General features: G+C 64.3%; 16 protein-coding genes. 9 read left to right on the forward strand and 7 right to left on the reverse strand.

The window, feature by feature from the left end; genetic code table 11:
- Nucleotides 1–125 precede the first annotated feature (125 nt).
- The gene (locus GFY24_RS24145) at nt 126–1,085 is read right to left on the reverse strand and encodes a hypothetical protein (RefSeq protein ID WP_153807391.1); all 960 of its coding nucleotides are present in this window, start codon (nt 1,083–1,085) and stop codon (nt 126–128) included.
- 444 nt (nt 1,086–1,529) lie between these two features.
- Between GFY24_RS24145 and GFY24_RS24150 the strand changes: the two genes are divergently transcribed.
- Nucleotides 1,530–1,844: a hypothetical protein gene (locus GFY24_RS24150; RefSeq protein ID WP_153807392.1), complete on the forward strand. Its 315-nt coding sequence runs from the start codon at nt 1,530–1,532 to the stop codon at nt 1,842–1,844.
- Complete coding sequence (locus GFY24_RS43810; protein WP_375336093.1) at nt 1,748–2,026, forward strand: 2'-5' RNA ligase family protein; 279 nt, start codon at nt 1,748–1,750, stop codon at nt 2,024–2,026. Before GFY24_RS24150 ends, GFY24_RS43810 begins: the two co-directional genes overlap by 97 nt.
- Here the strand turns inward: GFY24_RS43810 and GFY24_RS24155 are convergent.
- Nucleotides 1,962–2,636 (reverse strand): GNAT family N-acetyltransferase, encoded by a 675-nt coding sequence (locus tag GFY24_RS24155; protein ID WP_194853003.1) that lies wholly within the window; start codon nt 2,634–2,636, stop codon nt 1,962–1,964. The genes GFY24_RS43810 and GFY24_RS24155 overlap by 65 nt on opposite strands.
- Before the next feature lie 158 nt (nt 2,637–2,794).
- Here GFY24_RS24155 and GFY24_RS24160 point away from each other — a divergent pair, with 158 nt between their 5' ends.
- The gene (locus GFY24_RS24160) at nt 2,795–3,007 is read left to right on the forward strand and encodes a hypothetical protein (RefSeq protein WP_153807394.1); all 213 of its coding nucleotides are present in this window, start codon (nt 2,795–2,797) and stop codon (nt 3,005–3,007) included.
- 753 nt (nt 3,008–3,760) lie between these two features.
- On the opposite strand, the gene GFY24_RS24165 is transcribed toward GFY24_RS24160, so the two are convergent.
- Complete coding sequence (locus GFY24_RS24165) at nt 3,761–4,315, reverse strand: RNA polymerase sigma factor (RefSeq protein ID WP_153807395.1); 555 nt, start codon at nt 4,313–4,315, stop codon at nt 3,761–3,763.
- Between the two features lie 435 nt (nt 4,316–4,750).
- Between GFY24_RS24165 and GFY24_RS24170 the strand changes: the two genes are divergently transcribed.
- Nucleotides 4,751–6,316 carry an epoxide hydrolase family protein gene (locus tag GFY24_RS24170; protein WP_153807396.1) on the forward strand — a complete coding sequence of 522 codons (1,566 nt, stop codon included), beginning with the start codon at nt 4,751–4,753 and terminating at the stop codon, nt 6,314–6,316.
- Nucleotides 6,317–6,411: 95 nt separating this feature from the next.
- The gene (locus GFY24_RS24175) at nt 6,412–7,401 is read left to right on the forward strand and encodes a diiron oxygenase (protein ID WP_153807397.1); all 990 of its coding nucleotides are present in this window, start codon (nt 6,412–6,414) and stop codon (nt 7,399–7,401) included.
- A gap of 6 nt (nt 7,402–7,407) precedes the next feature.
- Here GFY24_RS24175 and GFY24_RS24180 read toward each other — a convergent pair whose 3' ends face one another.
- The gene (locus GFY24_RS24180; protein WP_153807398.1) at nt 7,408–7,842 is read right to left on the reverse strand and encodes a MarR family winged helix-turn-helix transcriptional regulator; all 435 of its coding nucleotides are present in this window, start codon (nt 7,840–7,842) and stop codon (nt 7,408–7,410) included.
- A gap of 64 nt (nt 7,843–7,906) precedes the next feature.
- Here GFY24_RS24180 and GFY24_RS24185 point away from each other — a divergent pair, with 64 nt between their 5' ends.
- A complete protein-coding gene (locus tag GFY24_RS24185; RefSeq protein ID WP_153807399.1) occupies nt 7,907–8,773 on the forward strand; it encodes a PHB depolymerase family esterase in 867 nt (288 codons plus the stop codon).
- A 26-nt stretch (nt 8,774–8,799) separates the two neighbouring features.
- The gene (locus GFY24_RS24190; RefSeq protein ID WP_153807400.1) at nt 8,800–9,366 is read left to right on the forward strand and encodes a YbhB/YbcL family Raf kinase inhibitor-like protein; all 567 of its coding nucleotides are present in this window, start codon (nt 8,800–8,802) and stop codon (nt 9,364–9,366) included.
- A 27-nt stretch (nt 9,367–9,393) separates the two neighbouring features.
- Here GFY24_RS24190 and GFY24_RS24195 read toward each other — a convergent pair whose 3' ends face one another.
- Together GFY24_RS24195 and GFY24_RS24200 are read right to left on the reverse strand one after the other, a co-directional pair.
- A complete protein-coding gene (locus GFY24_RS24195; protein ID WP_194853014.1) occupies nt 9,394–10,134 on the reverse strand; it encodes a TetR/AcrR family transcriptional regulator in 741 nt (246 codons plus the stop codon).
- A 10-nt stretch (nt 10,135–10,144) separates the two neighbouring features.
- Nucleotides 10,145–10,975 (reverse strand): MerR family transcriptional regulator, encoded by an 831-nt coding sequence (locus GFY24_RS24200; protein ID WP_228566611.1) that lies wholly within the window; start codon nt 10,973–10,975, stop codon nt 10,145–10,147.
- A gap of 133 nt (nt 10,976–11,108) precedes the next feature.
- Between GFY24_RS24200 and GFY24_RS24205 the strand changes: the two genes are divergently transcribed.
- Both GFY24_RS24205 and rox read left to right on the forward strand, forming a co-directional pair.
- Nucleotides 11,109–12,011 carry an alpha/beta fold hydrolase gene (locus GFY24_RS24205; RefSeq protein WP_194853004.1) on the forward strand — a complete coding sequence of 301 codons (903 nt, stop codon included), beginning with the start codon at nt 11,109–11,111 and terminating at the stop codon, nt 12,009–12,011.
- A 254-nt stretch (nt 12,012–12,265) separates the two neighbouring features.
- A complete protein-coding gene (rox, locus tag GFY24_RS24210) occupies nt 12,266–13,699 on the forward strand; it encodes a rifampin monooxygenase (RefSeq protein WP_153807404.1) in 1,434 nt (477 codons plus the stop codon).
- A 23-nt stretch (nt 13,700–13,722) separates the two neighbouring features.
- Here rox and GFY24_RS43400 read toward each other — a convergent pair whose 3' ends face one another.
- Nucleotides 13,723–14,199, reverse strand: coding sequence for a DUF4333 domain-containing protein (locus tag GFY24_RS43400; RefSeq protein WP_194853005.1), 477 nt, complete (start codon nt 14,197–14,199; stop codon nt 13,723–13,725).
- Between the last annotated feature and the right edge of the window lie 95 nt (nt 14,200–14,294).

A 14,294-nucleotide genomic window follows, 5' to 3' on the forward strand; every position in this document is an offset into this window, starting at 1 on the left:
TCGACCACCGCCCACAGCTCGTCGGGCACCAGGCGCAGCGACAACTCGTCGGTCACGGCCGAACATCATGCAGCACAACCCATCACGACACGCCAGAAACCAAATTCGACGACGTGAGACGCCGTCTAAGGGCGGCGGTGTGTGCGGTAGAGGAACGCGTCATTGAGTTGGGTGGTCCACCATGCCCGGATTTGCTCGTCGTTGAGACCAAGCATCGCGGTGGCATTCGTTGCGGTGTCGGCCAATTCGATATCGGTCAGCGGGATTGCACCGGATATGAGCATTCGGTGGTGCTCGGTAATGGCGATGACCTGGCCAGTTCTGGTGACAGCGCTGTAGGAGTAGCCGCCAGCGATATCCCAGGCGATCTGATCCGCCGACTCGACGAACGATTCAGCACGATGGCCGAGGTCAGTCAGTCCCACATACAGGGTCGTCTCGCCGTACGAAACCGCGCGGCGGAGTTGCCGAAGCCGACCAGTCGGTGCCATAAGGGTCCAGCGGTCGAGCAGGGCGTCGTTCATCTCGGCTGCGCGCAGGCCGTACGGGTGCCGACACTCGTAAGTGTGCTCGATGAACGGGTGGAGCGGAAAGCCCACGATATCGCCGTCGGCGTTGCGTCGGGTCAGCGTCGGATCGCATCGATCGAAGAACCGCATGACATCCATGAGGGTCTCGATCACCAGACGGCCCTCTACCGAGTCCTGGTAGCGGTCATGGGGTCCGCGGCTTTCATTCTGGCCGAGAACGCGTACATCTGCGGGGAGATCGGAGTAGGCCTTCCACTGCGGGAAAACACGCCATGCGCAGATACCCGTCCCGCTGATCAGGCGCTCGGTGTCCATATCGACCAGTACATGCCGATGGATCTCGGAGTTGCGGATGAGCGTTAGCCCGCGGACCACTCGGCCGTCGGCGTCAATGTTCCGCAACTCCTCGTAGCGACGGCGGTCGACCCGACTCGACAGTTCGCTGATGGACAAGTCGATCGTACGAATAAGCGTGACGGCGTCAGCGGTATCGATCGATACCTGTTCGGTGTCGATGTGGAAGCCGTCGCGGTCCATCGCCACGTCGCTGTTCACCGTCGCCGACCATACCCGATTGATCGCGTCTCCGAGCGCACGGTACTTACGTCGCAACTGCTCTCGACCAGGCCCCGGCGGAATCGGTAACAGTCCACGGTCATCGGCGGCAGGCTGACCCTGCATCAGAGGCATCGGATTCTCGTCTTCTGGGACCTCGGCCTGCTACAGGCAAGGGCTCCAGCCTATCTCGCACTGTCAAGGCAATTTCGACGACCGGGGCCGAGTGCACCGCGACTGCGTACGCTCGGGACGCGGACCCCGGATTCGTTCCCGCGCTGGCCGATTGACGGAAGGAACGTGATGCTCGGGGAAGACGAACTCACCCGCGATCACTGGTGGTGGCGGCCGGGCTGGTCGGTGAGCCGGTCCTTCTTCACCTGGCACATCACCTTCGGTCCGGACTCACCCATCCGCGCGCTGGTTCCCAGGTTCGCACCGATCATGTCCGAAATCCCCACCATGGCACCGGTGGCCGAGCAGGGCCTGCACATCACGGTCCATGGCATCGGTTTCACCGACGAAGTCGATCTGGGCGATATCGACCGGATCGTCGCGGCCGCCGGTCGCAGGCTCGCCGCGCGCGCATCGTTCACGCTGCAGGTCGGGCCGCCGATCGTGGACAGCGAAACCATCAACTACCCATCGCAGACCTCGCGCCATTGGCAGGGATCCGCGATGACCTTCAGGACGCGATCGGTGAGGAGTGGGGAAGCGAGAACGTGCCCGAGCGAGGCACCGTGTTCCACCCACACCTGACCGTGGCCTACTCGACCGGCGCGGCCTCGATCCGCGATATCCACAGCCGACTGGTGACCGGCGGGGACGCGCACGTCCAGGCCACGGTCCACATCACTGCGGTGTCGCTGATCCAGCTCAACCGCGACCGCGGCGCGTACGAGTGGACCGACGTGGCGCGCACCGAACTGGGCCGGGGGTAGATCCTCTCGCACGTGGTCGGCAACGAATGTACTTGTCACCCAGTCGCTTCCCGGCTTCGGGGAGTTCCCAGGTCTCGCACGTAGACATCGAATATCGGTGAGGTCCAGCCAGCATCCGGGGGCTGTCCTGCCGACCGACCAGCTCCCATCCGGTGGCCGCGTAGAACGCGGCCGTATCCTCCAGTGCCGGAATCATTCCCAGGCTGGCGCGCTGCTCGGGGCGTGCGGCCAGCAGGGTGTCCATGAGCCGGGTGCCGATGTGGTGTCGTCGCCATCGTGGGCTGATACCGATGTCGATGACCGCGAAGGTTCGGCCGTCCCATTCGGTGGTGAATCCTTCGGGGACAGGGGTGCGTAGTCCTTCCCACCAGCGGTCGGAGGTCAGTGTGCGCCCGTAGGCGAAGCCGATCAGCTCGCCGTTGCTGTCGGCGGCGAGCGCGCAGCCGAAAGTGGGGTTCGCGAGCAGGCTCAGCATCGTCGCGCGGTGCTCGGCGGGGGATTCGGCCACGTTCGGTGGTACTGCGAATGTCTGCTGGTAGAGGGTGCTGATCGCCTCCAACCGTGCCGCGACCTCACCGCCGGTCACTGCTCGCACCGAAACCTCACTCACACCGGCGAGGATAGCCATCCACCGCAGGGCCTGGACCCGAGTCTGATCGGCGGAGAGCCCGAGCTCCGGCCCCTGACACCTCGAGAGCGACTGTATGTGGAGATTCGGTATCGAGCGGACGTTCTTTATCGTCGACGGTCGATTTCGAAAGGGTGCATATGCTGTTCTGGTTCGTTATCGGTTATGTCGTCTTCGTGGGGGTGCTCGTGGCCTATTCGGCGCACGTGGCGATCTCCTGCCCCGATGCCGGGAAACGCGCCGACGCCTATAAGGTTCTGCGCTTGATCTGGGCCACCGGGACCGGCGCGGGCGGTATAACCGTGCTCATCTTCAACACGGTGATCAAGCTCCAGGAAACGGGAGCTCTCTGACAACGCAGGAGAGGCAGGAACCGAGTACCGATCGGTCCCTGCCTCTCCCTATTTACCGGTAGGACATCAGACTACTGGGATATCACTCAGGTCAGGTCCTATCCGCCGATCGATCGACGCGGTATGCGGCGAAATTATCGTTCAAGAGCCCATATCGGTCCACCACTGCGTTTAGCAGTAATGCGCCGAATGCGACGAGAAAGACAAGTGCGGTCACGACGGGTACACCGATTACTGAGAGCGAGTGCATTGATAACCTTTCATGGTGGTTGTAAAAATTCAGTTACTACCTCATATCCGTTCGGGGAAACTCGCGGCTTCTCCGAACGATTCCCCTTGTTTCCGGTTCCGTCCGAGCTGTTGGGTCAATCTTGATGTATCTCGCCTTCTATTCTTGACGTCCGAGTGTGTACGGCACTCCCGTCAGAGGCGCTAAATATCCTTTCAACCTGCATTCCTCGGCCGTGTGGCCATTCTTCAACCCTCAAATGGATTACCCTCCGGGCCGTTAGGGTCGGCCCCAGGGACTGGGCGCAGCCGGTTGTGTAGCGCCCGGTCCGCGCCCTGTCCATGGTTGGAGGGTTGGGTCACTCGGAGTTGTCGAGGTCGTCCGCGGCTGCCATGATCCTCGCGTACAGGGCGTCGAAATTCACTTTTGCCATCTGTTCGTCAATGTATCGGGCATCCGCAGCGAGGCGCTTTTCAACGTCCACGGTTTCCCTTCCCGCTTTTTGATAAATAGGGGCCCTGATGTCAATGCTCGTGCGGGGCGGCGCGAACAAGGTCGCGGAGCCGCGCACGGATTTTCGTCCGGGCACGATTGAGATAACGGCTGACCTGATCCGGGCGCAGATCCACATGGTGAGCGATCTCCGCCGGTTTCATGTCCTGGTAGTGGTGGAGGAATACGACCGCTTGCATTTTCTCCGGAAGTTCACCGATCGCGGCGTGCAATTCGGCATCGATCTCGGTCCGGGTTTCAGGAAGTTCGGCGAATTCCGGGAGGTCACATACGAGATTCTCCAGTGGTCGGCGCTGAGTCATCCTCAAATAGTCATACCACGACGTATTGAGCGCGGTGATGACATAGCGCATGGTCAGATCTCCCCGGCTTTTGTACACGCGCATGTACGCTTCCTGCACGAGGTCCTGGGCCAGGTCGTTGTTATCGCAGAGATAGAACGCGCGGCGATATAGCTTGTCCTGGGTCTGAGCGACGAACTGCGCGAACTTTTCCTTATAGGGCGGTCCTTCCGTACTTGGATCGCCCTGCTGGTTGCACATCGACGGTGGTTCTTCAACCAGCACGATGTCGTACCTCCAACTTCTCGTCACGGTGTCCGGAACAACCCGCACCGGCCACAGCAGGTGCGGCGCGTTACGGGCCGCGAGGCCGCAAGGGGGCGGCCTCACTACACAGAACGTGCGGCGGACCCGGAATCTCCACCCCGGCAGCGAATTTTCTCGTCGTCCGGCGCGGCACGAGGGACACGCCGAGAAAATCCAGCGGTGCCCTCCACCGCCGCACTCGATCTCCGTGGCCCATCAACCTCGGGACAGGCTCGATGACCGATCTTCGGGGAGCCGCTGAACCGTCGCCATGGAACCTGATCCGCGCTGGTGGGGCGCTTATGGACTGCCGTGTCAAGCCGTGGGATGCTGCCAGAGTGGGCGCAGGGCTCGGCGATGTCGGCGGGCCGGAGGGTATCCGCCTTCGGGGCGGACCCTGCCGGAACCTTCCGCATGCCTGGTCTACCGGCGCGGCGGACTCCGATCACCGATATCCCGCAGCTGGCGGCCGCCGCGCGGGCCCGCGGACAAACCGATCGGGTGATCCTGGTGGACGCGCCGGATCCGCCGATCATCCGGACCCCGGGCCGGACCGCGAACCAATGGCTTGCCGGTGGCGATTTCGTCCCGCTGCCGGTGCACGGCCGGTTCCGGAAACGCCGTGCGTGCCTTGGAAGTCGGGCAATTACGGCACTGTCACACCATCGCGGGGCCGATGATTCCGGCCTCGGTAGGGTCGGGCAGGAGGACTCGCAACAGACGGAGGAGCTGAGCTTGAGCATCGAAACCGGTCGGCAGGGACGTTCATTTCCCTTGCGGCAGCCGCCAATTCACGTACCGGACGAGGTGCTCGACGATCTACGTCAGCGATTGGCGCTGACCCGCTGGTCCGACGACACGGGCAACGCCGACGGGTCCTATGGTGTGCCGCGCGCCTACCTGCACGAGCTGGTCGACTACTGGCGTACCGAGTTCGATTGGCGACAAGCCGAAGCCGAGATCAACGAGTACGAGCACTATCGGGTCGAAATCGATGGCGTGCCAGTGCATTTCATGCGCATACCCGGTGTCGGACCCGACCCGACGCCCTTGATCCTCACGCACGGTTGGCCCTGGACCTTCTGGCACTGGTCCAAAGTCGTCGACCCGCTGGCGGATCCGGGCGCGCACGGCGGCGATCCAGCTGAAGCCTTCGACGTGATCGTCCCATCCTTCCCCGGATTCGGTTTCTCCACCCCCGTACCCGACCGTCCGGATCTGAATTTCTGGAAGGTCGCCGATATTTGGCACACACTCATGACCGAGGTCCTCGGCTATGAGAAGTACGCCGCCGCCGGATGCGATGTGGGCGCGCTGGTCACCGGCCAGCTGGGCCACAAGTACGCCGATGAGCTGTACGGCATCCACATCGGTTCGGGTCAGCGGCTCGATATGTTCAATGGTGAACGCGCCTGGGATATCACCGGCAGCCGCCCGATTCCCGAGGGCCTGCCCGCCGACGCACACGCTCGAATCCTGGAGTTGGAGAAGCGTTTTGCCGTCCACCTGGCCGCGCACATGCTCGCCCCGAGCACCCTCGCGCACAGCCTGTCGGATTCACCGGCGGGCATGCTCTCCTGGATTCTGGAGCGCTGGACCGCCTGGAGTGAGAATCACGGCGATATCGAAAGCGTCTTCACCAAGGACGAGCTGCTCACCCACGCCACCATCTACTGGGTCACCAATTCGATCGGCAGCTCGATGCGGATCTACGCCAACCACAACCGCTATCCATGGACGCCGTCGCACGATCGGCAGCCGGCGATCGAGGCACCCGCCGGCATCACCTTCGTCGCGCACGAAAATCCGCCCGGCGTGACCACCGACAAGCGGGTCGAGCACTTCCTCCAGACCGATCGAGCCGCCTGGTACAACCACATCAACCTGACCGCACACGAGTACGGCGGGCACTTCATCCCCTGGGAGATCCCCGACGAGTGGGTCGCGGACCTGCGCCGCACCTTCCGAGATCGCCGCTGACACGATCCACCGAACTATTGTGTGGGACCGAGAGTCCCATATATCCTCGAATGGTCAGGTGGCCCACCGCCACCCGATCGCCTGAGGAGACATCGATGACGCTGTCAGATTCGGTTCGCACCGACTTCTTCGACGCCGACTACCGCGCGGCGCTGGCCACCCTGTCCGACGGTTCGGTACACCGAAAATTCGACCCCTATCTCGATATCGATTGGGACGCACCGGATTTCGCGCTCGAACCGAACGATCCTCGCTGGATACTGGCCCCCGAATACGATCCGCTCGGCGCGACCGAGTGGTATCGCGGCCTGCCCCTGGAACGGCAGATCGAGATCGGCCGCTGGCGCATCGCGAATGTCATCAAGGTCGGCGCGGCCTTCGAGAGCGTCCTCATTCGCGGAATGATGCAGTACCTCATGAAACTCCCGAACGGTTCGCCGGAGTTCCGCTACTGCCTCCACGAAATGACCGAGGAGTGCAACCACATTCAGATGTTCCAGGAACTGGTGAACCGCATCGGCGTGGATGTGCCCGGTATGCGACCACTGTTCCGGATGCTGTCCCCGTTCATCGGCGTCGCGGGCGGATACGCGCACGTCATCCTGTTCATCGGGGTACTCGGCGGCGAGGAGCCGATCGACCATTATCAGAAGGCGCTCATCCGCCACGGCGGCAATGTTCCCCCGGCGGTCTTGCGCACCATGGAGATTCACATCGCCGAGGAGGCCCGGCACATCTCTTTCGCCGGAGACTTCCTCACCGCCCACATCTCCCGCATGGGCACCGCGGGCCGCGCGGTGTGTTCGGTCGCGTTCCCGGTCGCCATGCGCTGGCTGGCAGGGGAGATCATGGCCCCGCCGAAATCCTTCGCCCGCCGCTTCGACATCCCGGATGAGGTGATGCGCGAAGCCTTCTGGGATGCCCCGCACTCGCGTCGCATCCTGTCCGGCTATTTCGGCGATATGCGTTCCCTCGCCCACGACCTCGGCCTGATGAATCCCATTGCCCGCCAACTATGGTCGCGCCTGCACATCGACGGCCCGCCGTCGCGCTATCGCAGCGAACCCGACCGCCGCACCGCCTGAACCGCACTACTCGAGGAGTCGATACAGCAGTGGCAGACAGTCCGCGAGCCGACCCTGTTCGGTGGCGGTCAGGCGGCCCTCGATGAGGGTGGCGAGTCGGCCGGAGCCGGCTTCGCGGCGTTCGGAGAGTAGCGCGCGGCCTGCTGCGGTGATCTCGAGGAGTTTGCGGCGCTGGTCGGCGGGGTCGGGGGTGCGGCGCAGTAGACCGCGATCAGCCAGGGCCGCAACGGTGGTGGCCGCCGACTGATGGCGAATCTTGTCGGCGCGCGCGAGATCGGCGACGGTCGCTGACCCCTCGCGGTCCAGGCGCTTGAGTATCGAGACCTGGGACAGGGGCAGTTCCCGGTCCGGTGACGCCGCCCGCATCTGTCGAACCAGAGCACCGACCACGGCCTGCAGCTCGTCCGCCAAATGTCCGCAGTCGCTTGTCCATTCGCTCACGATTCATTAGAGTACAGGAAAACTGCGCAGTTTGACTGTATTCCTGCGGAAGGATGGCTGGTAGGTGGGCCCAGACCTGCTCGAAGTGAGACTGAAATGCGATAGCCGCACTCGTACCTTCGCCGTACATACGCCGTCCTGCGACAACGCACCGCTGGTGCTGGTATTGCACGGCAACCGATCCGGCACTCCGGACCGATCCCCGCGCGACTGGGCACGATTCGCCGCGCGCGCCGATGAATGGGGAATCGCGGTCGCCTACCCGGACGGCTGGGACGGTTGCTGGGCCGATGGCCGCGGCGTCACCACCGCCGATACGGCGGGTGTCGACGATGTCGGCTTCCTGTGCACCGTGATCGACTGGTTCGCGACCGAGTTCGGCAGTCCGGCCGGCCGGGCCGTCATCGCCGGAATCTCCAACGGCGCGTTCATGTCCCACCGTATGGCCGTGCAGGCCGCTGATCAGGTGGCGGTATTCGCCGCGGTCGCCGGTGGACTGCCGGAGGCGCTGACGGACCGGACGGCCACCCACGCTGTCTCGGCGATGCTCATCAATGGCGATGCCGACCCCGTCACCCCGATCACCGGCGGATACTCGCGCCACCGGGATACCGATGGTGAACTACGCGGCCGCACTTGGGGATTGGCGGAGAGCGCCGCGTGGTGGCGCGAGCGCGACGACTGCTCTCCCATTGGCGAGACCCGCCGCACCGAATTCTCCGACCGCCGCCGGATGAGCGGTGGTGTCGGTGGTACCGAGGTCGTCGAATGGACGGTATTCGGTGGCGGACACACCTGGCCCGGACTCCCGGTCCCGGCCGAGTGGTCCGGGTATCCGGGTGCCGTCTCGACCATGGAATTCGATGCCGCCGAGGAGATCTGGCGGTTCGCGAAGCCGCCGCTGACTCCTGCCGCCGCGCGCAAGCTCTGAAAACCCTATTCGCCAAGGAGAATTCGATGTCATTGCTCGGCACAATCTTGAAGAACCGGCATGCGGGGGAGAGCGCGATGGCGTGGAACATGCCGAATCTCGCGGCGGACAAGGTTTTCGAGATTTTTAGCGCCGACTTCGCCCATGAGGAACCGCTGGATGTCGTCCATGCCTCGAAGCGAATCGGCGGTGGCGATATTTCCCCGGCACTGGCCTGGGCCGGGATCCCCGCCGGGACGGCCCAATTGCTGGTGGTCGTCGAGGATCCGGACGCCCCCACCGCAGTGCCGTTCGTGCACTGTGTCGCACTGGTCGATCCCACGGTCGCCGAATTGCCCAGCGGCGCATTGGCTTCGGATACCTCCGTGCCGGGTGTACGCATACTGCGGTCCGGCTGGGGTCGCGGTTATGCGGGCCCAGCCCCGATCGCCGGTCACGGCCCGCACCGCTATGTCTTCCAGATATTCGCATTGACCGACCCGCTGACCCTTATCGGCGGGAAATCGCCCGAAAAAGCCAAGCCTCGAGCCGTATTGGCCGCCGCCCGCGCCCACGCCCGCGGCCGCATAGACGGGTTCTACGAACGCCTGTGACTCGGAATATCGTTGTATGACAAGGGGTCAGCTGTGGGCTGATCGAGCCGGGGTCCCCGCTGCGAGTTCGCCCAGCACAGTGAGCAGCGGGCGATCCGGGTCCAGGGTGAGCTGGTGTTCGCGGGCGACGCCGTCCAGGACACTCCAGGCGTAACCGGCTACCGCCGTGACGAGTTGGGTCCGGGTCAGCGCTGGATCGGGATCCCGGGTCCAGCGGTTCACGGTCGATTCGGTCATGGTGACGATGGCGAAGGTCATGGTGTCGATGGCGGGTTCGTCCGCGACGCCGACCACCCCGGCCAGTCCGGAGACCAATTGCCGTGCCCGACTGGCAATTTCGGCCTGAAGTCCGACCATGGCGGAGATATTGCCCGGATCGCCGACGCCGGGCCCGCGCCGCACGAATTCGTCGCGGCGCGGATGTTCGGCGATCCAGTCGACCACCGCACCGACCGCACGCACCAGTATCACGCGAATCGACCCAGCACCGATATCCAGGGCGACGTCGACCGTGGCCGCGAACTCGCCGCAGATCGCGCTGCGCACCTGACGATCCAGCTCATCCCGCCCCGAGAACTGCCGGTACACCACGGATTTGGCAAGCCCGGCGCGTTCGGCGATCTGCTGCATGGACGCTTCGCCGCCCGGCGGGTTCTCGTCGAGCAGTTCGATGGCAGCGGCAATAATCCGTTCGCGCCGCTCGTCATTATGTGGTTGCCAGCGCGCCTGCCGACCGCCGAGGGTGGGCGCGGCGGAGTCGGTGGACACCTCGCCGAGTCTAGGGCACCGGGTGCGTGGCCCCGACCCGGAACACCGGCCAGCAGATCTCGGTGCGCCAGCGTGCGGTGTCCAAGGTGTCGCGCTGACCGATGAGGTAGTACTCGCGGATCGGACCGTCGACGGCGAGGGCATGGCGGGTGACGAAATCGGCGAGCGCCCCGTATGCACGATCCACCTCGGTCGGTGCGCCCGCGTGTTCGATGATCGCCAGCTCCGCCGCGGGGATTTCGGCGGCGGTGACCCGGCCCAGCGGGCGGAGCTTGCCGGTGCAGGGGATGAAAATCGTGACCTGCCCACGGTGTTCGGTGAACAAGCTGTCGCTGAAGATTCCGCCCGCCGGTCCGGCCGCCGGAAGCTGCTGTGCGAGCAGCGTCGCCGACAGCTCGCCCAGGGCGCCCTGCAACCAGGCCACCGAATGCTCCGCGTCCACGACCTCGGTGATGACTGCGGCCGGTGTGGCGGGAACGGCCCGTAGGTCGATCGCCGGTGTCTTCTCGGAAGTACCGGGCGCGAGCAGGTTTCGCAGTGAGGTGACCGCTCGCTGTGTGCGAGTGAGCTCATCCTCGAGCCGGACCAGATGTGCGGTGATCCGTTCATTGCGGGTGGATAGGTCAGGTGCGCTGAGCACCGCTTGAATCCCTTCGAGGGGCATATCCAAATCCCGAAACCGGCGAATCACCTGCGCGATGGGGATCTGCTCGGCGGTGTACTGCCGATACCCGGTACTCGTGTCCACTCCGGCGGGTTCGAGCAACCCGATCCGGTGATAGTGCCGCAGTGTCTTGACGGTCATATGGGTGGCGCGTGCGAAGTCCCCGATCGACAGCATGTCCACCATTCTGCTGTCTCCCCTGAGGGGAGAGTCTGCCCTCGCATCAGCGGTTGACCCTCCCACTGCGGTACCACCGAGTGTTGTGACAGCGGCCGATCAGGACCACCGACACGAAAAGGACTCACCCCCAATGCCTTTCCTCGATTCACACGACGGCACCACCCTCTTCTACCGTGACCGCGGCACCGGCCGCCCAATCGTCTTCTGCTCCGCCTGGGGCCTCGACAGCACCGAATTCCAATATCAAACAACCGATCTCGTGGAAAACGGCTTCCGCGTAATCTCCTACGATCGCCGCTCGCACGGCCGCTCCGACGACCCCGGCCACGGCTACGACTACGACACCCTCGCCGACGACCTCAGCGCCGTCCTCACCCACCTGGACCTATACGACGCCAGCTTGGTCGGCCACTCCATGGGCACCGGCGAGATCGTCCGCTACCTCACCCGCCACAGCACCGCCCGAACCCGCCGGCTGGTCCTGATAGGCCCGGTCCTCCCCTTCATGCTGGCCACTCCCGACAACCCGTCCGGCGTCCCCGCCGCCGCAGTCGAAGAAATCCGAACCTCTTGGAAACAGGACTTCGGCACCTGGCTACACGAGAACGCCCCCGCCTACTTCGGCGAAACCCTCCCCAACCGCATTGTCTCCCAACATGTTCAAGCCTGGACCCTGAGCTCCATGATGTCCGTCCCCTTACACGCAATGCTCGCCTGCAACCACTCGATAATCGAGACCGACTTCCGCCCCGAACTCCCCGCAATAACCCTGCCCACCTTGATAATCCACGGCGACATGGACGCATCCGTAGCAGCCGAAATCTCCGCCGAACCCCTTTCCGAACTTCTCCCGAACGCCAGCCTGAAAATCTACGAAAACGCCCCCCACGGCCTATACCTGACCCACGCCGCCCGCCTCGCGCAAGACCTCCTGGATTTCACCAGGGAGTCGGCTCGACACACCGCAGAAGACTCCAATCGAAATTCGCCCGGTACACCCATTCACGCCCCCTCACGGGATCCGTTGCGCTGAACGCGGACACATTACCGATGGCACCGAATCCCTCGACATACGAGAGCGGGCCGACGCAGCTACGCTCCGGCGCACAACAGGCGCCTCAATTGGAAGTTCGTTTGATGGGGGATTGAAAGCGAGGGGGAGGGTCGTTCACTCCTTATCCCTTTCAACATATATCGCACCCCGGGGCTTGCGGCAAGGCCCCGGGGGTGGTGCAGAATCTGCAGCCGAGGTCGGTACCTGCGGATATCTGAGTCGAATGGGGTTTCATGATCGACGTGATTGTTGCCGGTGGTGGTCCTACCGGGTTGTGGTTGGCGAGTGAGTTGCGGTTGCAGGGTGTGCGGGTGGTTGTGGTGGAGAAGGATGCCGCGCCTACTGAGATTGTGCGGTCGCTCGGGATGCATGCGCGCAGTGTTGAGATCATGGATCAGCGGGGGGTGCTGAAGCGGTTTCTCGAGCATGGGAAGCAGCATCCGCTGGGTGGGTTCTTCGCGGGGATTGCGAAGCCGCAGCCGGAGCGGCTCGATACTGCGCACGCGTATGTGCTGGGCATTCCGCAGCCGGTCACCGAACGACTGTTGACCGCGCATGCCATCGAACTCGGCGTCGAGATCCGGCGCGAGTGCGAGGTGGTCGGGTTTGCTCAGGACGATCAGGGGGTGGATGTCGACTTGGCAGATGGAACTCGGCTGCGAGCGCGCTACCTGGTCGGCTGCGATGGCGGGCGCAGCACCGTACGCAAGTTGCTCGGTGTCGAGTTCCCTGGCGAACCCAGTCGATCCGACTGCTTGCTCGGTGAACTGACATTGACCGCTGATCCCGAGACCATCACCGCCGTGATGACCGAAGTCCGCAAGACCCAATTGTTCTTCGGCGCAGGGCCTCTCGGCGACGGGGTGTATCGCGTGGTCGTGCCCGCCGCCGATGTGGCCGAGGATCGCACTGTTCCGCCCACGCTGGATGAGTTGAAACAGCAACTGGTGGCGACCGCCGGGACCGATTTCGGCGCGCGGGATCCGCGTTGGCTCTCGCGTTTCGGTGACGGCACCCGGCTTGCCGACCAGTTCCGGGTCGGCCGAGTATTACTGGCGGGCGATGCTGCGCACGTGCACCCGCCGATGGGTGGGCAGGGCCTGAATCTCGGTATCCAGGACGCGTTCAACCTCGGCTGGAAGCTGGCTGCGGAGATCAACGGCTGGGCGCCGGAGACCCTGCTGGACAGCTACGAGAGCGAACGGCGTCCGGTTGCCGCCGCTGTCCTGGACAACACCCGCGCACAGAAGGTGCTGATGTCCCCGGATCCGGACTCTCAGGCGGTCCGCCGACTGGTCGCGGAGCTGATGGAGTTCGACGAGGTGAGCCGCTACCTGACCGAGAAGATCACCGCCCTGTCGGTGCACTACGACTTCGGTGAAGGCCACGCCCTGCTCGGGAAACGGTTGCGAGACATCGCCTTGAAGCACGGCCGCCTCTACGAACTGATGCGTCGAGGCCGCGGACTACTACTCGATCAGACGGGCAGCCTCTCGGTGGCGGGCTGGTCCGACCGGGTCGACCGCATCGTGGATGTCAGCGAGGAACTGGATGCCCCGGCGGTACTGCTGCGACCCGACGGCCATGTGGCATGGGCCGGCGCGGATCAGCGGGACCTGTTCGCCCACCTGCCGAGGTGGTTCGGCCCCGCCACCGAAACCGACTGAGTCCGAACCACTTCCGGACTATGTCAGGAGGGCCTGCCCACCTCGTAGGTGCCTTGGCGAGTGGTCACCCGGACCGATACCGTCTTGTTCTCACCGCCGATCGTCAGGGTGCAGTCGTACACCGCGCCGACCCGAGCGGGCATCGAGTCCGGGCAGCTGGCGTCCTCGACATCGGCGATCCCGTAGCTCTTGCGCAGCACCGACGGGAGTGCGGCCGCCACGGTCGCCGGGTCGAGCCTCGATTCGGCGGGCGCCAGGGTGGGAGCCGGGGGCGCCAAGCTCGATTCGGTCGCCGCGGGGATGGGCGCGGCGGGTGCCGGAATAGGTGCGACAGACGATTGTGGCTGGGGTGCAGCCGCTTTGGAGTTCGCGGTGCCGCCGCCGGTGGCGCTGACGAGGACCGTGACCAGAAGCAGACCGGCAACGGCGACCGCGCACACCGCGGAAATGACCAGCAGCGCGTTCGAGGGTTGCCTCGCCGATCTCGATGGTTGATTCACGGAGTCGATCCTCCTGCCATGACGCCCTCGGCGCGCCCCGGTCACCCAGATCAGTCCGATTCGCGTAGTTCGCTACTCGATACACGCAGGTGACA

This window comes from Nocardia sp. SYP-A9097, from assembly GCF_009649815.1.
Taxonomy (GTDB): domain Bacteria; phylum Actinomycetota; class Actinomycetes; order Mycobacteriales; family Mycobacteriaceae; genus Nocardia.